Origin of the sequence: Curtobacterium flaccumfaciens, from assembly GCF_004361695.1 — a bacterium.
Classification (GTDB): domain Bacteria; phylum Actinomycetota; class Actinomycetes; order Actinomycetales; family Microbacteriaceae; genus Curtobacterium; species Curtobacterium flaccumfaciens_B.
Window position 1 is genome coordinate 293,781 of record NZ_SNVW01000004.1, and the last position, 18,549, is coordinate 312,329.

21 protein-coding genes are annotated in these 18,549 nt (G+C 72.6%); 9 read left to right on the forward strand and 12 right to left on the reverse strand.

Annotated features, from left to right (window positions below; all coding sequences use genetic code 11):
* Nucleotides 1-2 precede the first annotated feature (2 nt).
* Both EDF64_RS08210 and EDF64_RS08215 read right to left on the reverse strand, forming a co-directional pair.
* Complete coding sequence (locus tag EDF64_RS08210) at nucleotides 3-620, reverse strand: dihydrofolate reductase family protein (protein WP_133519517.1); 618 nt, start codon at nucleotides 618-620, stop codon at nucleotides 3-5.
* Nucleotides 621-717: 97 nt separating this feature from the next.
* Complete coding sequence (locus EDF64_RS08215; RefSeq protein ID WP_133519518.1) at nucleotides 718-1,620, reverse strand: NmrA family NAD(P)-binding protein; 903 nt, start codon at nucleotides 1,618-1,620, stop codon at nucleotides 718-720.
* A gap of 177 nt (nucleotides 1,621-1,797) precedes the next feature.
* On the opposite strand from EDF64_RS08215, the gene EDF64_RS08220 reads away from it, so the two are divergent.
* The gene (locus EDF64_RS08220) at nucleotides 1,798-2,955 is read left to right on the forward strand and encodes a hypothetical protein (protein WP_133519519.1); all 1,158 of its coding nucleotides are present in this window, start codon (nucleotides 1,798-1,800) and stop codon (nucleotides 2,953-2,955) included.
* A gap of 168 nt (nucleotides 2,956-3,123) precedes the next feature.
* Here EDF64_RS08220 and EDF64_RS08225 read toward each other — a convergent pair whose 3' ends face one another.
* Together EDF64_RS08225 and EDF64_RS18440 are read right to left on the reverse strand one after the other, a co-directional pair.
* Nucleotides 3,124-3,429, reverse strand: coding sequence for an EthD family reductase (locus EDF64_RS08225; protein ID WP_133519520.1), 306 nt, complete (start codon nucleotides 3,427-3,429; stop codon nucleotides 3,124-3,126).
* Nucleotides 3,430-3,445: 16 nt separating this feature from the next.
* On the reverse strand, nucleotides 3,446-3,829 hold the full coding sequence (locus tag EDF64_RS18440) for a hypothetical protein (RefSeq protein WP_208108862.1): 384 nt from the start codon (nucleotides 3,827-3,829) through the stop codon (nucleotides 3,446-3,448).
* A gap of 188 nt (nucleotides 3,830-4,017) precedes the next feature.
* Here EDF64_RS18440 and EDF64_RS08235 point away from each other — a divergent pair, with 188 nt between their 5' ends.
* From EDF64_RS08235 to EDF64_RS08245, 3 genes are read left to right on the forward strand one after another with little or no spacing between them, the layout of a single operon-like run.
* Nucleotides 4,018-4,800, forward strand: coding sequence for a LamB/YcsF family protein (locus EDF64_RS08235; RefSeq protein WP_133519521.1), 783 nt, complete (start codon nucleotides 4,018-4,020; stop codon nucleotides 4,798-4,800).
* Nucleotides 4,800-5,444 (forward strand): 5-oxoprolinase subunit B family protein, encoded by a 645-nt coding sequence (locus EDF64_RS08240; RefSeq protein WP_133519522.1) that lies wholly within the window; start codon nucleotides 4,800-4,802, stop codon nucleotides 5,442-5,444. The genes EDF64_RS08235 and EDF64_RS08240 overlap by 1 nt, the downstream gene beginning before the upstream one ends.
* Nucleotides 5,441-6,325: a biotin-dependent carboxyltransferase family protein gene (locus EDF64_RS08245; protein ID WP_133519523.1), complete on the forward strand. Its 885-nt coding sequence runs from the start codon at nucleotides 5,441-5,443 to the stop codon at nucleotides 6,323-6,325. The genes EDF64_RS08240 and EDF64_RS08245 overlap by 4 nt, the downstream gene beginning before the upstream one ends.
* Before the next feature lie 28 nt (nucleotides 6,326-6,353).
* On the opposite strand, the gene EDF64_RS08250 is transcribed toward EDF64_RS08245, so the two are convergent.
* A complete protein-coding gene (locus EDF64_RS08250) occupies nucleotides 6,354-6,770 on the reverse strand; it encodes an HIT family protein (RefSeq protein ID WP_166645653.1) in 417 nt (138 codons plus the stop codon).
* Nucleotides 6,771-6,861: 91 nt separating this feature from the next.
* Between EDF64_RS08250 and EDF64_RS08255 the strand changes: the two genes are divergently transcribed.
* Complete coding sequence (locus tag EDF64_RS08255; protein ID WP_133519525.1) at nucleotides 6,862-7,164, forward strand: putative quinol monooxygenase; 303 nt, start codon at nucleotides 6,862-6,864, stop codon at nucleotides 7,162-7,164.
* 45 nt (nucleotides 7,165-7,209) lie between these two features.
* Nucleotides 7,210-8,874 (forward strand): ABC-F family ATP-binding cassette domain-containing protein, encoded by a 1,665-nt coding sequence (locus EDF64_RS08260; protein ID WP_133519526.1) that lies wholly within the window; start codon nucleotides 7,210-7,212, stop codon nucleotides 8,872-8,874.
* Here the strand turns inward: EDF64_RS08260 and EDF64_RS08265 are convergent.
* Nucleotides 8,861-9,352, reverse strand: a complete 492-nt coding sequence (locus tag EDF64_RS08265) for a gluconokinase (RefSeq protein ID WP_166645661.1) — start codon at nucleotides 9,350-9,352, stop codon at nucleotides 8,861-8,863. The genes EDF64_RS08260 and EDF64_RS08265 overlap by 14 nt on opposite strands.
* A gap of 74 nt (nucleotides 9,353-9,426) precedes the next feature.
* Nucleotides 9,427-11,028 carry a GntP family permease gene (locus EDF64_RS08270; RefSeq protein WP_243736297.1) on the reverse strand — a complete coding sequence of 534 codons (1,602 nt, stop codon included), beginning with the start codon at nucleotides 11,026-11,028 and terminating at the stop codon, nucleotides 9,427-9,429.
* Between the two features lie 206 nt (nucleotides 11,029-11,234).
* Between EDF64_RS08270 and EDF64_RS08275 the strand changes: the two genes are divergently transcribed.
* Complete coding sequence (locus EDF64_RS08275; protein WP_133519528.1) at nucleotides 11,235-12,023, forward strand: FadR/GntR family transcriptional regulator; 789 nt, start codon at nucleotides 11,235-11,237, stop codon at nucleotides 12,021-12,023.
* Between the two features lie 113 nt (nucleotides 12,024-12,136).
* On the opposite strand, the gene EDF64_RS08280 is transcribed toward EDF64_RS08275, so the two are convergent.
* The 5 genes from EDF64_RS08280 to EDF64_RS08300 all read right to left on the reverse strand — a co-directional run bounded on the left by EDF64_RS08280 (nucleotide 12,137) and on the right by EDF64_RS08300 (nucleotide 15,566).
* The gene (locus EDF64_RS08280) at nucleotides 12,137-12,751 is read right to left on the reverse strand and encodes a GNAT family N-acetyltransferase (protein WP_133519529.1); all 615 of its coding nucleotides are present in this window, start codon (nucleotides 12,749-12,751) and stop codon (nucleotides 12,137-12,139) included.
* 9 nt (nucleotides 12,752-12,760) lie between these two features.
* Nucleotides 12,761-13,456 (reverse strand): uracil-DNA glycosylase, encoded by a 696-nt coding sequence (locus EDF64_RS08285; protein WP_133519530.1) that lies wholly within the window; start codon nucleotides 13,454-13,456, stop codon nucleotides 12,761-12,763.
* Nucleotides 13,457-13,468: 12 nt separating this feature from the next.
* Nucleotides 13,469-14,188: a Type 1 glutamine amidotransferase-like domain-containing protein gene (locus EDF64_RS08290; RefSeq protein WP_166645654.1), complete on the reverse strand. Its 720-nt coding sequence runs from the start codon at nucleotides 14,186-14,188 to the stop codon at nucleotides 13,469-13,471.
* The gene (locus EDF64_RS08295) at nucleotides 14,185-14,718 is read right to left on the reverse strand and encodes a phosphoribosyltransferase (protein WP_243736298.1); all 534 of its coding nucleotides are present in this window, start codon (nucleotides 14,716-14,718) and stop codon (nucleotides 14,185-14,187) included. Before EDF64_RS08295 ends, EDF64_RS08290 begins: the two co-directional genes overlap by 4 nt.
* A gap of 71 nt (nucleotides 14,719-14,789) precedes the next feature.
* Nucleotides 14,790-15,566 carry an SDR family oxidoreductase gene (locus EDF64_RS08300; protein ID WP_133519532.1) on the reverse strand — a complete coding sequence of 259 codons (777 nt, stop codon included), beginning with the start codon at nucleotides 15,564-15,566 and terminating at the stop codon, nucleotides 14,790-14,792.
* 81 nt (nucleotides 15,567-15,647) lie between these two features.
* Here EDF64_RS08300 and EDF64_RS08305 point away from each other — a divergent pair, with 81 nt between their 5' ends.
* Both EDF64_RS08305 and EDF64_RS08310 read left to right on the forward strand, forming a co-directional pair.
* Entirely contained in the window at nucleotides 15,648-16,739 is a 1,092-nt protein-coding gene (locus tag EDF64_RS08305; RefSeq protein ID WP_133519533.1) for an acyltransferase family protein, read from the forward strand.
* 266 nt (nucleotides 16,740-17,005) lie between these two features.
* Nucleotides 17,006-18,337 (forward strand): bifunctional o-acetylhomoserine/o-acetylserine sulfhydrylase, encoded by a 1,332-nt coding sequence (locus tag EDF64_RS08310; protein WP_133519534.1) that lies wholly within the window; start codon nucleotides 17,006-17,008, stop codon nucleotides 18,335-18,337.
* Nucleotides 18,338-18,549: the final 212 nt, after the last annotated feature.

The following is an 18,549-nucleotide window of genomic DNA, read 5'->3' on the forward strand; positions in this document are numbered from 1 at the left end:
CGTCAGCTCCGGCGGCGGTACCGGATGTGCGTCGAGAGCGGGGAGTGCAGCACCTCGACCGGCACGAAGTCGAACGGGGCAGCCCCCGCGACCTCGGCGTCGAAGATCCGCTCGCCGGAGCCGAGGAGCACGGGTGCGATGTCGATCGTCAACTCGTCGACGACCCCGGCGAGGAGCGCCTGCCGCACGGTCGACGCCCCGCCCGCGATGTCGACGCCGCGGTCCCCCGCCGCGTCGAGCGCCTGCGCGTAGGCCGCGTCGAACCCGTCCGTGACGAAGTGGAACGTCGTGCCGCCCTCGAGCGCGATCGGGTCGTGCGGGTGGTGGGTGAGCACGAACACCGGCGCGTGGTACGGCGGCTCGGACCCCCACCACCCCTGCCAGTCACGGTCCCACTCGCCCCGCACCGGGCCGAACATGTTCCGCCCCATCACGTACGCGCCCCGGGGCCGCATCAGCCAGCCGGCGGCCGTTCGGTCGGCGTCGGTCTCCTCGGCGCCGGGCATGTGCCAGGTGTGCAGCTCACCGCCACGGGCGCCGAGCGGCTGCTCGAGGCTCTGGTCGGGACCGGCGACGAACCCGTCGAGCGAGATCGACATGTGGCAGGTGGTGTCCGTCATCGGGGTCCCCGGTCTGGTCGTGCGGCAGGAGGGTCGAGCGGACCGGCCGAACGCGCCGGTCGGCCGAACGTGCCGGCCGGCCGGGCTGGCTGGCCGGTCAGGCGGCGAGGTGCGCCGCGAGCACGTCCTGCACGCTGGTCCACTCGTACGGGCCGTACCGGTCGTCGTCGACGTGGTGCAGCTCGGCTTCGCCGCTGAACATGCTGACGAAGTACTGCATACCCTGCCACGCGGGGAACGGCTCGTCATCCCCCGCCTTCGACAGCCGGCGACCGACCCGTGCCATCGCCGAGAGCGTTCCCACGGTGCCCGCCCACTGCAGCCGGAACGGCGTGCCCGTCAGCCGTGACAGGGTGTCGGCGATGCTGCGCGAGGTCACGCGGTCCCCGGCGACCTCGACCACCCGCGGCGCCGCCGGGTCGAGCGCCACGAGGGCCGTGGTGCGGGCGACGTCGTCCTTCGTGGTGAAGTCGAGCACCTGGTCCGGCGACGACCAGTACAGCACCCGCTGCCGGTCGAACAGGATGAGCGGCGCCTGCCCCGTCAGCATGTCGGTGAACGCCCCGTTGAGGATCGAGGTCGCCCGGATCGGGGCGGCGTCCACGTCCGCGGCGAACTCGCGGCGCAGCTCGAAGTTCCGGTTCGTCCCCGGGGTGATCGAGCGGTAGTCGGCGGCGTAGTCGGACGGGATGAACCGCGCGACGCCGGCCTCGACCGCGGCCGCGAGGAGCGCCCGCTGCGCGTCGACGATCACCGCACGCGTCCCGCTCACCGCGGACACCACGACCTCGACCCCGGCGAGGGCCGACACCAGGCCCGCGTGGTCGCCGTAGTCCGCCCGCACCACCTCGACCCCGTCCTCGGCGGCGAGGCGTTCGGCGGCGGGGCTTCCGGCGGTGCGGGTGAGGACGCGGACGCTGGTGTCGTGCTGCCGGAGCGCACGGACGATGCGTCCGCCGAGGTCGCCGGTGGCGCCGGCGACGAGGACGGTGGTGGTCATGCCGCCACGCTACGGGTGTACTGCGGACCGGGTACGCCGAGCCGGTCCGGCGGTCGTGTTCCGGACCCTCCGTGCGGCACGTGCGGACGAAGCCTGAGGATTCCGGCAGAATGGTCTGCACTGACCACCGTTGGGGTGGCGCATCCAGGGGGAACCGTGCAACTCAAGACCATTGCCATGTCCGCGACCACCGCCGTCGTGATCGGCCTCACGCTCACCGCCTGCAGCGGCGGTGGCGGCGGGGCGTCCGAGGGGAAGTCCGGCGGCGACGCGAAGCCCGTCAGCGGCTCGGCCGCGAAGGTCGACCTGACGAAGGACGTCGAGAAGAAGGTGGGGGTCACCCTCACCGACACGCAGGTCGGCGACCGCGTCGAGATCAAGAAGGTCTCGACGAAGCTCGACACCGACAACGTGAAGTCGCTCAAGAGCTCGCAGGGCGACGTCGTCCTCGTGCAGCTCAAGGTCACCGTGCCCGACGACGGCTACTCCGTCTCGACCACGGACATCGGGCTGAAGGACGACCAGGACACCACCTCGTCGAACCTCTACGCCGGTGGGCTCGAGGCCGCGATGGAAGCGCAGGGCTACGCGGCCCTGCCGAGCTACGTCTCGACCGGCTCGACGAAGACCGGGTGGGTGGCCCTGCAGCTGCTCGACACCGCGAAGTCGGCGGACCTGACGTGGAAGCGCGCGAAGCACACCGACTACGAGTCGGGCAAGAAGTACCCGGCCCGCACCATGACGGCACCGCTCCTCACGAACACCGGCGCTGACTCCGCGGTCACCGCCGCGAAGGAGGGCGCGACGCCGAAGAAGGCCTCCGCGAAGAGCACGGACGACGTGACGAAGAACACCGTGACAGTCGACCAGGTCATCACGAACTTCCCGCTGCCCGCGGCCGTCGACTACGAGAGCGGTCACATCGTCGCCGTCCACATCACCGCGGACGCCGGCAGCGTCTACACCTCCGGGTGGGCGCCGAGCGACCTGCAGCTCATCACCGCTGACGGCGACAAGCTCGACCGCTACTCCAACGCGGACGTCGCGACCGCCCTCGCCGAGAAGGGCTTCCCGGGCCTGACCGAGGACGGCTACATCTCGTCGGGTGAGAGCACGACCGGGTGGGTGCCGTTCCTCGTCAAGCCGAGCACCGGCGACTCCGGCTTCACCATCAGCCAGCACCGTCGCGCGGCGAACATCATCGGCGGCGGCTCGGTGCCGGCGGCGGACTTCCCCGCGAAGATCACCATCGAGGGCGTGTCCGACGACAGCGGGTCGGACAGCGACGACCAGTCGACCGAGAGCAGCGACGACGGGTCCGGCGCGAACGCCTAGCAGCAGGGTCGCGGTCGCCGACCGGACCGTCACCACGCGACGCGGGTGACGCTCTGCAGGTGGCTGCGCAGCACGGACGGGAGGCGCGGTGCCAGCTGGCACCGCGCCTCCCGTCCGTCTGCTGGTCCGGTCGGGAGCCGCTGGTCGCGCCGCGCGCGATCGGTGGCGTCAGGCCTTCTCGACGTCGGAGAAGAGTCCGGTGAAGGTCGCTCCGGTGGCGCCGAGCTGCCCGAAGAAGGCGCCCGCCTCGGCGCCCGCGACCGCAGCCGAGGCGTCGTCGTACGAGTCGAAGTACAGGTCGAGGGTTCGGTGGGCGGGGGTCGGCGTGCCGTCCTCCTTGGGCCAGACCTTGCCGGCTTCGAGTCGGCGGAGCCCCGGGAGCTCCGCTGCGGCGGCCTCGAGCGCCGGGTAGGCCGCTTCGAACGCCGCGGGATCGGTCGGGTTGTCGATGATGAGGGTGATCTTGGTCGTCATGCGCCCAGTGTCCGCCTCAGACGGCGTCCGTGACCAGACGTCCGCCACCGAACGGCAGCCACCCGGCGCGGTACACGAACCGGTCTGCGCCGGCGTCGGTGCCGGCTCCGGTTCCGGTGCCGGTGCCGGTTCCGGTTCCGGTTCCGGTTCCGGCTCCGGTTCCGGTGCGGGCTCCGACCGTCTGCGTCGCCGCTCCGAACCGCCAGGCACGGTTGTAGAGGTACACGCCGATGACGGTGCCGCCGTCGTCGGGCACCGCCCACGTGCCGATCCCCCACTGCGCCGGGTGCCCGACGCCGTCGATCGTCACGGTCGGCCGGGCGAACCAGGTGAACGGCGGGCGGGTGATCCGGAGTTCCACGCGGCGCTTCGTCGTGCCGGAGGGCTGTGTCGCTTCCACTGCCGCAGGATACGGGGTCGGGCCGCCCGTCCTGACCGCTCGGGCTCGCCGGGTGCCGGACGGGCGCTGGCCGGGCGCTGGCCGGGCGCCCTCGTGCAGCGACAGGACACGAGTCGATCGACTGGTGGGACGTCGCACCATGCACCCGCATCGGACGTCTGCTGACGGCGCCCCGGTAGGTTGGCGAGGTGACGACGATCGACTGCAACAGCGACCTCGGCGAGGGCTTCGGCGCCTGGAGCATGGGCGACGACCGCGCGATGCTCGACGTGGTCTCGTCGGCGAACGTCGCCTGCGGCTTCCACGCCGGTGACCCCGTGATCATGCTCGACACCTGCCGCGCCGCAGCCGAACGGGGCGTGGCCGTCGGCGCCCACGTGGCGTACCGCGACCTCGCCGGGTTCGGGCGCCGTCCGGTGCACGTCACCCCCGACGAGCTCTACGCCGACGTCGTGCACCAGCTCGGCGCGCTCATCGCGACCGCCCGCGTCGCCGGCACCGCCGTGACCTACGTGAAGCCCCACGGCGCCCTGTACAACACCGCCTGCGCGGACCCGGTGCAGGCCGAGGCGGTGACCCGCGCCGTCGCGGACGTCGATCCGACCCTGGCGGTCCTCGCGCTGCCCGACTCCGAACTGCTGCGGGCCGCCGAGAGCCACGGGCTCCGGGCCGTCCGCGAGGTCTTCGCCGACCGCGCCTACGAGCCCGACGGCTCACTGGTGTCGCGGAGCACGCCGGGCGCGGTGCTGCACGACCCCGAGGCCGTCGCTGCCCGGGTGCTGCGCATGGTGACCGGCGGCGTCGTGACCGCGGTCGACGGGTCAGACGTGCGGGTGCAGGTCGACTCGGTGTGCGTGCACGGGGACTCCCCCGACGCGGTCGAGATGGCGCGGGCGATCCGGGCGCTGCTCACCGAGCACGGGGTGAGGATCGCGCCGTTCGCGCCGGCCGCCGCAGGCGCCGCTTCCTGATGGTGGACGTCCGTCCGGCTGGCCGGACCGCGCTGCTGGCGACGTTCGACTCGCTGGACGACGTCGTCGCCTTCCGCGCGGGACTCCGCGCGACCGCCGTGCCCGGACTCACCGAGGTGGTCTCCGGCGCCCGGACCCTGCTGCTGCGGTTCGACCCGGACCGGACCGACGCCGCTCGACTCGGCACCACCCTCGCGCGGGTCACGCCGGTGTCGGCCGGGTCGTCCGCCGCCTCAGCCGCCGACGGAGCCTCCGTCACGCCGCTCGTCGTCCCCGTCACGTACGACGGCGCGGACCTCGACGTCGTCGCGAGCGCCACCGGCATGACCCGCGCCGAGCTCGTCGCGTGGCACACCGGCCACGTCTGGACGAGCGCCTTCTGCGGCTTCGCGCCCGGCTTCAGCTACCTCACCGGCACCGCCCCGTCGCTCGACGTGCCACGCCGCACCACGTCACGCACCGCGGTGCCGAGCGGCGCAGTGGCCCTCGCCGGCGAGTTCAGCGCCGTCTACCCGCGGTCCTCGCCGGGAGGCTGGCAGCTCATCGGCCGGACCGAGGTCCCGATGTGGTCGCTCGACCGCGACCCGCCCGCGCTCGCCCCCGCCGGCACCCGCCTGCGCTTCGTCGAGGCACGTCCGGCATGAGCACGCTCACCGTCCTGCAGGTCGGCCCCGGCACGTCGGTGCAGGACCGCGGCCGTCCCGGGTACAGCGACGTGGGCCTCGGCTCCGCCGGTGCCGCCGACCGTGGCGCGGCGGCCCTCGCCGACCGGCTGGTCGGGAACCGTCCCGACGCGGCCGTCCTGGAGGCGCTGCTCGGCTCCGTCACGCTCCGCGCCGACGCGCACCTGGTCGCCGCCACCACCGGTGCCGCCGGCCCGGTCGAGGTCACCTCGGCGGACGGCAGGGTCCGCGGTGCGGCCCCGTACGAGGTGCTGGCGCTCGCCCCCGGCGACGTCCTCCGCGTCGGGCAGCCGGCCACGGGTCTGCGCGTCTACGTCGCCGTACGGGGTGGTTTCGCGGTCGAGCCCGTGCTCGGCAGCCGGTCGTGGGACTCGTTGGCGCGGCTCGGCCCGCCGCCGCTGTCGGTCGGGGACGTCCTGCCCGTCGGGGACGACGCCGACGCCTGGCCGGTCGTCGACGCCGTCGCGCCGCCGCTCGGCACGCCGCCGGGCGAGCCCGTGGTGCTCGACGTGACGCCGGGTCCGCGCGACGACTGGTTCACCCCGGCGTGGCACGCGACCCTGACCGGGCAGGTCCACCACGTCACGCCGGACAGCGACCGGGTCGGCGTCCGGACGACCTCGGCGGAGCCGCTCGTCCGCGCGGTGACCCGTGAGCTGCCGAGCGAGGGTGTCGAGACCGGGTCGCTGCAGGTCCCGCCGGACGGGCACCCCGTCCTGTTCCTCGCCGACCACCCGGTGACCGGCGGCTACCCCGTCGTCGCGGTGCTCACCCCGGCCGCGGTCGACCGCGCGGCGCAGCTGCGGCCGGGCGACGCGCTGCGCTTCCGGATCACGGGCTGACGGGCCGGCGAGCCGAGGGGCACGGCCCTCAGTCGAACATCGCGGCGAGGGCGGCGTAGGGGTCACCGTCGACGACGTGCGCCGACGGCCGCTCCGGCCAGTGCACCGTGCCGTCGTCCGACCAGCACGGGACGACGTGGACGTGCAGGTGCCGGACGCTCTGCCCGGCGTCCGCCCCGGAGGCCTGCAGGAGCACCGTGCCGGTCGCACCGAGCGCGCCCCGCATCGCCCGCGCGACCCGCTGCGCCAGCGCGAACGTCGCCGACAACGCCACCGGCCCGGCCCGCAGCAGGTCGTCGGCGTGCTCCACCGGCGCGACGAGGGTGTGCCCCGGAGCGAGCAGGGACTCCGGCAGCGGTGCGAACGCCACCGCGTGCTCCTCGCGCTCGACCCACGAGGCCGGCGCGTCCCCGGCGATGATGCGGCAGAAGGGGCACGGTTCCATCGGGCCAGTCTGCCGGGTGCGCTCCGACCGGACCCGGAACACACGGGCAGCGTCTGCGGTTGGATCGGAGACCGATGACGAAGGGTGCACCATGTCGATGACCGTCCTGCTCGAGGCCCAGCTCCGGAGCGACCTCCCCACCGAGACCGTCGAGACCGCCGTCCGCGAGACACTCGCGCAGACCGGCGCGTTCCCGGGGAACGAGTCCCTCGAGGTCCTCGTCGACGACGCCGACCCCACCCGCGTGGTCGTCCTCGAACGCTGGACGACCTCGGCTGACCACGACGCCTACGTCGCCTGGCGTGCGACGCCGGAGGGGGCGTCCGCGCTGCGGGACGTGGTCGCGTCGCCGCCCGTCAAGCGGACCTTCGACAAGACCATGCCACTGCACTGATCGAGGCTGCGCCGGGGCAGTTGCCGGACATGGGACGATTGCGGGATGACCGCCACGCTCGTCGCCAAGGGCCTCGCCGGCGGGTACGCCGCTCGCACGCTGTTCGACTCCCTCGACCTGACCGTCGCCCCGGGTGACGTCATCGGCGTCGTCGGGGTGAACGGCGCCGGCAAGTCCACCCTGCTCCGGCTCCTCGCGGGCGTCGACGAACCGCTCGCCGGCACGGTGTCGCTCGCCCCGACGGACGCGTTCGTCGGCTGGCTGCCGCAGGAGCACGAGCGCGTCGCCGGCGAGACCGTCGGCGCCTACATCGGCCGTCGGACGGGCTGCGCCGAAGCGACCGCGACGATGGACGCCGCGGCTGCCGCGCTCGGTGAGCCCGGCGCAGGGGACGCGGCGGCCGACGCGTACTCGGCAGCGCTCGACCGCTGGCTCGCATCGGGAGCGGCCGACCTCGACGAGCGGATCCCCGTCGTCCTCGCCGACCTCGGCCTGGTCGTGGGCACGGACGACGACGGCGTCGGCCCCGAGTCCCTGATGACCGCGCTGTCCGGCGGTCAGGCCGCCCGCGTCGGGCTCGCCGCGCTCCTGCTGTCCCGCTTCGACATCGTCCTGCTCGACGAGCCGACGAACGACCTCGACCTCGACGGGCTCGACCGGCTCGAGGGCTTCGTGCGGGGGCTCCGCGGCGGTGTCGTGCTCGTCAGCCACGACCGCGAGTTCCTCGCACGCTCCGTCACGGCCGTCCTCGAGCTCGACCTCGCGCAGTCGTCGAACCGGCTGTTCGGCGGCGGCTACGACGCGTACCTCGAGGAACGCGAGATCGCCCGCCAGCACAAGCGCGACGCCTACGACGACTACGCCTCGACGAAGGCCGACCTCGTCTCCCGCGCCCGGACGCAGCGGGAGTGGTCGAGCCAGGGCGTGCGCAACGCCATGAAGAAGGCCCCGGACAACGACAAGATCCGGCGCAAGGCCGCGAGCGAGTCGAGCGAGAAGCAGGCGCAGAAGGTCCGGCAGATGGAGTCGCGCATCGCCCGCCTCGACGAGGTCGAGGAACCCCGCAAGGAGTGGCAGCTCGAGTTCACGATCGGCAACGCGCCCCGCTCGTCCGCCGTCGTCGCCACGCTGGCCGACGCCACCTTCACGCAGGGCGACTTCACGCTCGGCCCGGTCTCGCTGCAGGTCGACGGCGGCGACCGGATCGGCATCACCGGACCGAACGGCGCCGGCAAGTCCACCCTGCTGCGGGCGCTGCTCGGCAAGCAGGAGCCCACCACCGGCACGGCTTCGCGGGGGTCGAGCGTCGCCGTCGGCGAGATCGACCAGGCCCGTGCGGCGTTCACCGGCGACCAGCCCCTCGCCGACGCGTTCGAGGCCGTCGTCCCCGAGTACACGACCGCCGACGTCCGCACCCTGCTCGCGAAGTTCGGGCTCAAGGCGGACCACGTCGGTCGGCCGGCGGGAGCGCTCTCCCCCGGCGAACGGACCCGGGCCGGCCTCGCGCTGCTGCAGGCCCGCGGCGTAAACGTGCTCGTGCTCGACGAGCCGACGAACCACCTCGACCTCGCGGCGATCGAGCAGCTCGAGCAGGCGCTCGACTCCTACGACGGCACCCTCCTGCTCGTCACGCACGACCGCCGCATGCTCGAGACCGTGCGGCTCGACCGGCAGTGGCACGTCGAGGCCGGGCGGGTCACCGAGGCGTAGCCGGCCCCAACCCGAGCCGTTCGACGACCTCGGCGCTCTCCTCTTCGGGGGTACGGTCGGCGGCGATCGTGACGTGTGCCTCGTCCGGCTGCGGCGGCTCGAGCGTGGCGAGCTGCGACGCCAGCAACGACGTCGGCATGAAGTGGCCGGAGCGCTGGGACATGCGGTCCTGGATCAGCGAACCGTCGCCAGCGACGTGGACGAACACCACGCCGGGTGCCCGCAGGACGTCGCGGTACGAGCGCTTGAGCGCTGAACACGTCACGACACCCGGCACACCGCGGTCGAGGTGGTCGCGGATCCACGCCGCGACGACGTCGAGCCAGGGCCAGCGGTCGTCGTCCGTCAGCGGCGTGCCGGCGTGCATCTTGTCGACGTTCGCCTGCGGGTGCATCGCGTCACCCTCGGCGAAGTCCCACCCGAGCTGCTCGGCGACCATCGCGGCGACGGTGGACTTCCCCGAACCGGAGACACCCATGACGACGAGGACGCGTGCGTCGAGCTCCCCGTCGGGACGCAGCTCCTTGTCGGGACGCAGTTCCTTGTCGGTACTCAATGGATGAACACCCCCGCGAGCATGACCCCGGCGAGGCCGAGCACCGAGATGAGGCACTCGAGCACCGTCCACGTCTTGAACGTCTGCCCGACCGTGGTGTTGAGGTACCCCTTCACCAGCCAGAAGCCGGCGTCGTTCACGTGCGACAGGAACACCGAACCGGCACCGATCGCGAGCACGAGCAGCGAGGTCATCGGCGTCGACAGGTCGTGCGCGATCGGGGCCATGATGCCCGCTGCGGTGACCGTGGCGACGGTGGCCGAGCCCGTGGCCACGCGGACCAGCGCCGAGACCACCCAGGCCACGAGCAGCACCGAGATGCCGGAGTCCTTCACGGCGTCGGCGATCACCCCGCCGATCCCGGTGTCGATGAGGACCTGCTTGAAGCCACCACCGGCGCCGACGATGAGCAGCACACCAGCGACCGGCGGCAGCGCGCTCTCGAGCGACTTCGAGACGGCCGAACGGTCCATGCCGCCGCCGATGGCGAAGAAGACCATCGCGTAGACGGCGGCGATCCCGATCGCGATCATCGGCGACCCGAGGAAGTCGAGCAGGCTGACCCACGCGCCGGAGGCGTCGGGCACCGTCGCCTCGCGGATCGCCTGGGCGAGCATGAGCACGACGGGCAGCAGGATGCCGACGAGCGCGACGGTGAACGACGGGCTGCGCGGTTCGCTGATGACGCGGGTGAAGTCGCTCTTGCCGTGGGGCAGCAAGGCGGTGTCCTGCGTGGCGGGGCCGCGCCGCGCCTCCCGGCCGTCGTGCGCGGGGTCCTGCGGACCGGAGCCGCCGTCCCCACGCGACCCGAAGATGTCCGGTGCGGGGATGTCGACCCAGCGCGCCGCGAAGCGGGCGAAGACGGGGCCGGCCAGGACGATGACGGGGATGGCGAGCACGATGCCGAAGGCGAGGGTGGTGCCGAGGTTCGCACCGACCGTCGAGATCGCGACGAGCGGACCGGGGTGCGGCGGCACGAACGCGTGCATCGTCGACAGACCGACCAGGGCCGGCACGGCGATCTTCATGATCGGGACGTCGCTCCGCTTCGCCACCAGGACGATGATCGGGATGAGGAGCACGAGGCCGACCTCGAAGAACATCGGCAGGCCGATGAGCGCACCGATCAGGGCCATCGTCCACGGCAGCGCCGCCTTCGACGACCTCCGCACGAGGGTGTCGACCACGCGGTCGGCCGCACCGGAGTCGACGAGCATCTTGCCGAACATCGAGCCGAGGCCGACCAGGATGCCGACGCTGGTCATCGTGGCGCCGAAGCCGTTGCCGAAGCTCGTGACCGAGGCGTCGGGTGCGAGGCCCGCGCCGATGCCGACGCCGAGCGCGCCGATGGTCAGCGCGATGAACGGGTGGACCTTGAGCCAGGTGATCAGGACGATGATCACGACGATGCCGATGAGCGCCGCGATGATCAGCTGGGCCACGGGGCCGGACGGGTCGACCGTCGGCGTGCCGCCACCGCTGGCTGCGAGGAACGTTGCCGAGTGTGGTGCGGACGCGTGTGGTGCGGACGCGTGCGGTGCGGACGCGAGCGGGGAAGCCGCGAGTGCGGCCGCGTGGTCCTGGAGCGCGTGAGGCATCGGTGCCCCTTCCTGGAGCCGCTGCCGCGCGGCTCCGTCGCCTTGGTGTCGAGTGCGGTCTGGCGCCCTGCGCGCCGACCGTCAATAATCTGATTAATCAGACTATACGACGATCCGCCGCGCGGCATCCGCCCTCTCGGGCAGTCTGCCGATTCGATGGACCCGACGTCACGCTCACCGCGTGCGGCGTACTGCATGGAGGAACGATGCCGACCGGACCACGCACGAACGGCTCCCACGGCCCCGAACTGCGCGGTCGCGGACTGCACGGCCACGTGCTCGACGTGCTCGGGCAGCGCATCGTCGACGGGGGCATCTCGCCGGGGTCGGTGCTCCGGCCCGAGCTGGTGGCGGACGAGTTCGGGGTGTCGCGATCGGTGGTGCGCGAGGCGCTGCGGGTGCTGCAGTCGCTCGGGCTCGTCGAACCGCGGCAGCGTGTCGGCACGCAGGTGCTCGGCATCGGGTCGTGGGAGCTCCTCGCGCCGACGGTCATCCGGTGGCGGGGGGCGTCTCCGTCGTACTTCGTGCAGCAGCGGGAGTTGCTCGAGCTCCGGTTGGGGGTCGAGCCGGTGGCCGCGGCGCTGGCGGCGGGGGCCGTCGGGGCGCTGGCGGGCGGGGGTGCCGCGGGCGGCGGCCCTGCCGGGGGCGCTGGGGCGCCCGCCGTGCTCCGGGCCGCCGAGGACATGCTCGACGCCTGCGCCGCGGAGGACAGCCGCGCCTACCTCGAAGCCGACGTCCGGTTCCACCGAGCGCTGCTGACCGCCTCGGGCAACGCGGTGTTCGCCCACTTCGCCGGCACCGTCGAGGCGCTGCTCCGCACCCGCACCTCCGAGTCGCGCGACACCATCACGCGGTGGACGCACGATGCCGCGGCACGACACCTCGCCGCCGCGCAGGCCGTGGTCGCCGGTGACGTCGCCGGGGCATCGGCTGCGACGACCGAGCTCGTGCGGGTCACGCGCGACGAGTTCATCGCGGAGGCGCCTGCCGGCTGACGCGTGGGCGTTCCTGCCCATCGCACCCGACGTGGGATGCCGTTCCGCTCGTCGGAGGTCGAAAAGACTTGCCTCCTACGCGCGAAACGTCCTCCTCCGCGCGAAACCGCCCCCTACGCGCGCTCCGGCCGACCGCGGAACAGCCGGGGTCCACGCAGCCGCAGGCGCATCGTGACGGTGCCGAGCCAACGGTCGTACTTGTAGCCGACCTTGCCCATGCGTCCGACCTCCTCGAAGCCGAGCCGCTCGTGCAGGCGGATCGAGGCCTCGGCCTGCCGGTCGGCGATGACGGCGACGACCTCACGGACGCCAGCCGAACGGCACTCGTCGATGAGGGCCTCCATGAGCGCGCGACCGAGTCCCTTCCCGCCGGACGCCGCGCCGAGGTAGATCGAGTCCTCGACCACGCGGTTCGACCGGTCGCGCGGGTTCCACGCGTCGACGAGCGCGTACCCGAGCACCTGGCCGGACGGGTTCACGGCGACGAGGAACGGCAGCTTCCGCTTGCGGATGTCGTCGTACCGCCGCTTCCACGCGGCGAACGTGAACGCCGACGGGTCGAAGGTCACCGACGAGTTCCGGACGTAGTGCGTGTGGATCTCGCGGATGTCGGGCAGGTCCGTGGGTTCGGCGGCGCGGATCGAGTACACGAACGCAGCCTCGGCGGGCACGGGGGCACGCAGGTGTCGTGGCAGGACCCGCCGCCGCTGGTATTCCTCCTCGAGCACGGACCGAGCCTATGCCGCGGGCGCGACCGTGGGCAGCGCCCAGTCCACGGGGTCCGCTCCCTGTGCCACGAGCAGCTCGTTGACCTGCGAGAACGGGCGACTGCCGAAGAACCCCCGCGACGCGCTGAGCGGACTCGGGTGCGCGGATGCCACCACCGGGGTGTCTCCGAGGAGCGGTCGGACGGACCCGGCCTGCGCACCCCACAGCACGGCGACGAGCGGCGTGCCCCGGGCGACCAGGGCGCGGACGGCCTGGTCCGTGACGGCTTCCCACCCCTTGCCGCGGTGGCTGCCGGCCTCGCCCGCCTGCACGGTGAGGACCCGGTTGAGCAGCAGGACGCCCTGCGCCGACCAGGGCCGGAGGTCGCCGTGCGCGGGCGGCGTCACGCCGAGGTCCGCTTCGAGCTCCTTGTAGACGTTCGCCAGGCTGCGCGGGACCGGCCGCACGTGCGGGTCGACGGCGAACGACAGGCCGATCGGGTGGCCGGGCGTCGGGTACGGGTCCTGCCCGATGACGAGGACCTTCACGGCGTCGAACGGGTCGGCGAACGCGCGGAGCACGTGGTCGCCGGCGGGCAGGTAGTGCCGACCGGCAGCCACCTCGTCGCGCAGCCAGGAGCCCATCCGGTGGACGTCGTCCTCGACCGGGGCGAGCGCACGGGCCCAGCCCGGGTCGACCAGGTCGGCGAGCGGGCGCGGCTGCACGGTCGTCGGTGCCTAGGCGCCCATGGTGGCGACGGAGACGGACTCGTCACCGGCGACGACGCGCCAGACGCTCCCGGTGCCGCGGACCTCGAGCGCGCCCTCACCGACGACGAGCGTGGTGTCCTCGTCGATCGCGAGGCCGGCGGTGACGAACTCGGCCTCGGCGCTGGCGATCAGCCGCGCGAGCGTGCCGGCCTGCACGGCGTGCACGTCGATGGTCAGGTCGACGAGCCCGAGGCCTTCGCGGAGTTCGACCTCGTCGAGTCCCTCGGCGGCCTCTTCCGGGCAGATCTCCACGCCGCCGATGCGCCAGCCGCCGACCAGGGCACGGTCGGCCGCGATCATCGCGCCGGCGGAGTAGCCGAGGTAGGGCAGGCCGTCGGCCACGAGCAGGCGGATCTGGTCGACGAGCGGGGCGACGGCGTCGAGGTAGTGCGGGGTGACCCCACCCCCGACGACGAGTGCGTCGACGTCACTGAGGACGGTGGTGCTGAAGACCTCGCCCGGGGCGATCTCGGACACGAGGACCTCGGCCTGACGGGCGCCGCCGAGGACCTCTGCGATGTCCGCGGTCGAACTCGGGCTCGCGCCGACCGAACTCGCGACCGACAGCAGGCCGATGCGCGGGACGGTCCGGCCGACGGCTGCCGAGCGTGCCGTGGCCTCGGCGAGGAAGGGCGCTGCGGCGTCCGCGGCGGCGAAGGGTCCGCCGCCGACCAGGTGGATGCTCACGACTCGGCCGTCACCGGGGCGAGGGCGCTCCACGGGAAGGTGATCCACCCGTCGACGCGGCGCCAGACGTGGTCGGGCTCGAGCACGGTGCCGGGCTTCGAGTACAGGCAGGCGCTGCGGACGTCGGCGCCGGCGTTCCGCACGATGTCGACGACCAGGCGGAGGGTGCGGCCGGAGTCGGACACGTCGTCCACGATCAGGACGCGCTTGCCGGCGAGGCTCGGGGCGTCGAGGGCGGGCGACAGGATGACCGGTTCCTCGAGGCGCTGCTCGACGTCGGTGTAGAACTCGACGTTGATCGAGCCGCACTCCTTGGTGCCGAGGGCGTACGCGACGGCCCCGGCGATGATGAGTCCGCCGCGGGCGACGGCGACGACGACCTCGGGCTCGAAGCCGGAGGACAGGACGTCCTTGGCGAGCAGGCGAGCCGCGTCACCGAACTCCAGCCATCCGAGCACCTCGGGCCCGCTCGTCACGGTCACGGTCGAGGGAGCCTGGGCGGATGGCCCGGAGTCGCTGCTGATCGGCATCCGACCACGGTACCGGCACGGACCCCGCGCCCGCGACCCGCAGGTGCACCCGGGCGCGTACGCCCGTCGCTTCAGACCCGCGGGGTGAGCGTCCCGCGTGCGAGCTTGTGCTGCGCCGACTGCGCCACCGGCCGGATCGTCACGAGGTCGAGGTTCACGTGCGCCGGCAGCTCGACCGCGTGCACGATCGCCTCGGCGACGTCCTCGGCGACCAGTGGCTCCGGCACGTCGTCGTACACCGCCGCGGCCTTCTCGGCGTCGCCGCGGAAGCGGGTCAGTGCGAACTCGTCGGTCTTCACCAGCCCCGGGGCGACCTCGACGACCCGGAGCGGTTCGCCGTTCAGCTCGAGCCGGAGTGCGGCCACCAGGGCGTGCTCGGCGAACTTCGCGGCGTTGTACCCGCCGCCGTTCTCGTACGCCACGTGCCCGGCGGTGCTCGTCACGGTGACGATGTCCGCGTTCCCCGCGGTCACTGCGCGCCGCCGCAGGTGCGGGAGCAGGGCCGCGATCACGCGCTTCGTCCCGATCACGTTCACCTCGAACATCGCGCGCCAGTCGTCGACGTCGGAGGCCTCGACACTCGCCGAGCCGAGGGCGCCGCCGGCGTTGTTCACCAGCACGTCCGCTCCCCCGAGTTCGTCGACCCGCGCGGCGAGCGCCTCGACGTCGGCGGCGTCCGTGATGTCCGCGACGAGCACGTCCGCGCCGGTGGACTCGGCGAGCGCCTGCAGTTTCGCCTCGCGCCGCGCGACGGCGAGGACGTCCCACCCGTGGGAGCGGAACAGCCGGACGGTCGCCGCCCCGATGCCCGAGCTCGCTCCGGTGACGACTGCGCGACGTGGTGCCATGTGCTTCCTCCTGGGTCGGGCGGGGGTTCCCCTGCAACCGTACCGATCCCCGGACATCACGATCCGGTAACGTGACCGGGGATGACGACGGATGCCGCCCCTCCAGCGCCCTCGGCGCCCGCCACCGAGCTCGAGCCCGGCCGCGCGAAGCGTCGTATCCCGATGTGGGACACGGCGCGGTTCCTCGCGGTCACGCTCGTGGTCATCGGACACGCGATCCAGCGGCAGACGACGGCGAGCGAGCACGCCCTCGCGCTGTACACATTCATCTACGCGTTCCACATGCCGGCGTTCGGCGTGATCAGCGGGTACTTCTCCTCCGCCGACACCCCGACGGCGAAGCGGATGCGCCGGACGATCACCGACATCGTCGTGCCGTACATCATCATGCAGACGATCTGGACGGTGGTGCAGGGCCTCTTCGAGGGCGGCAAGAAGTTCAACCCGACGCAGCCGACCTGGACCCTGTGGTTCCTGCTCGCGCTGGGGATCTTCAAGCTGATCCTGCCGTACCTCGCGCAGCTGCGGTGGCCGTTGTTCTGGGCCGTCGTGTTCAGCATCGGTGTCGGCTACTTCGACAACGTCGACTCGACCCTCTCCCTGTCGCGCGCGATCAGCCTGCTGCCGTTCTTCCTGCTCGGCTGGCAGGTGAAGCAGTGGGGCGTCTTCGACCGCTGGTACGACGCACCCCGGCGGATCGTCGTGCGGGTCCGGATCGCAGCGGCCGCGGTGTTCGTGGCCTGGGCGGTGGCGTGTGCGCTCTGGATCCCGCAGTTCAAGGAGTTCGACCTCCACCACTGGTTCTTCTACGACGACTCCTACTCGGGCCTCGGCGAGGACGCCTGGTGGGCCGGTGCGGTGCGCTTCGGCCTGATGCTCCTGGCGGCGCTGCTGACGGCGTCGTTCCTGCTGCTCGTCCCCCGTCGGAACGTGTGGATCACCCAGTTCGGCGCGGCGACGATGTACGTCTACCTGCTCCACACCTTCCTGCTCTACCCGGTCCGCGAGTCCGGCATCCTCGCGGGTCCGCACTCCGCGTGGCCGTACGTCCTGCTCATGGTCGGCTTCGCCTGCGCCGTCAGCCTGTTCCTCGCGCAGCCGTTCGTCCGCCGCGGGATGCGCTGGTTGCTCGAGCCGAAGGTCGACTGGCTCTTCCGCCGCGACCCCGCCTAGTCGCTCCCCTCGAACGGTGCGGCCCCGCTCGGTGCGTGGCCGGCGCTGGCCTGGAGGCGCGGGTCGTCTCCGCCCCGCGCGTTACGTCCCGAGGCGGGTGCGCTGGTACCCGCCCGGCCACGTGCGTACCGTGGCCTCCGACGTGAAGGCGCATCCCCACCGGGCACGGCCGACCAGCCGCTGGCGCGTCTGCTCGGGACCGGCCGGCGTGGCCCCCTCGAGCTCACCTGAACCCACCACCCGATCGCACTGGACAGGAGCACGAGATGACCACGAACGACGCCGCCGCCTGGCGGTTCGAGACCACGCAGATCCACGCCGGCGCGCAGCCGGACCCGACCACGGGTGCCCGCGCGACCCCGATCTACAAGACGACCTCGTACGTGTTCGAGAACTCCGACCACGCTCGCGACCTGTTCGCCCTGGCACAGCCGGGCAACATCTACTCGCGCATCATGAACCCCACGAACGACGTCGTCGAACAGCGCATCGCGGCGCTCGAGGGCGGCTCCGGGGCACTGCTCGTCGCGAGCGGCCAGGCCGCCGAGACCTATGCGGTCCTCAACATCGCCGGGGCCGGTGACCACATCGTGTCCTCGTCGTCGATCTACGGCGGCACGTACAACCTGTTCAAGTACACGCTCGCGAAGCTCGGCATCGAGACCACGTTCGTCGAGGACCAGGACGACCCCGAGGAGTGGCGTCGCGCGGTCCGCCCGAACACGAAGCTGTTCTTCGCCGAGACCATCGGCAACCCGCGGATCAACGTCCTCGACATCGCCACGGTGTCCGGGATCGCCCACGACGCCGGCGTGCCGCTCATCGTCGACAACACCATCGCGACGCCGTACCTCATCCGTCCGTTCGAGCACGGGGCCGACATCGTCGTGCACTCGGCGACGAAGTTCCTCGGCGGACACGGGACCGTCATCGGCGGCGTCATCGTCGACGGCGGCACGTTCCCCTGGTCGGAGCACGCCGAGCGCTTCCCCGAGTTCAACACGCCCGACCCCTCGTACCACGGCGCCGTGTTCGCGCAGGCCGTCGGCAACGCGCTGGCGTACATCATCAAGGCGCGCGTGCAGCTGCTCCGCGACCTCGGGGCGTCGAACTCCCCCGACACCGCCTTCGCGCTGCTGCAGGGCATCGAGACGCTGTCGCTCCGCATCGAGCGGCACGTGTCGAACGCGCAGGAGATCGCCGAGTGGCTCGACCGGCACCCGGACGTCGCGTCGGTGTCCTACGCGGGCCTGCCGACCTCGCCCTGGTACGCGGCGGCGAACAAGTACGCACCGAAGGGCGTCGGTGCGGTGCTGTCGTTCGAGCTCAAGGGCGGCGTGCCGGCGGGCAAGGCGTTCGTCGACAACCTGCAGCTGTTCTCGCACCTCGCCAACATCGGCGACGTGCGCTCCCTGGTCATCCACCCCGCGTCGACCACGCACTCGCAGCTCACCCCGGAGCAGCAGCTGACCACCGGTGTCACGCCGGGCCTGGTGCGGCTGTCGGTCGGGATCGAGAACATCGAGGACCTGAAGGCCGACCTCGAGGCCGGGCTGGCCGCGGCGCGTGCGGTCTCGCAGGAGGGGCTGCGCGCCTAGCGTTCCTCCCGCCCGGGCACCGAGGCACGGCGCGCTCGATGCCTGTGCATGTTGCGACGTCCCACGAGTCGATCGACTCGTGGGACGTCGCTCGTTGCGCACGCATCGGATGCGTGAGCGCCGTGCGACACCGTCGACGTCGTACGACGACAGCCACGTCGTTCCACTGCAGCGCGAGGACACCCGGCCGCAGCGCGGCGAGGACTCCTGGC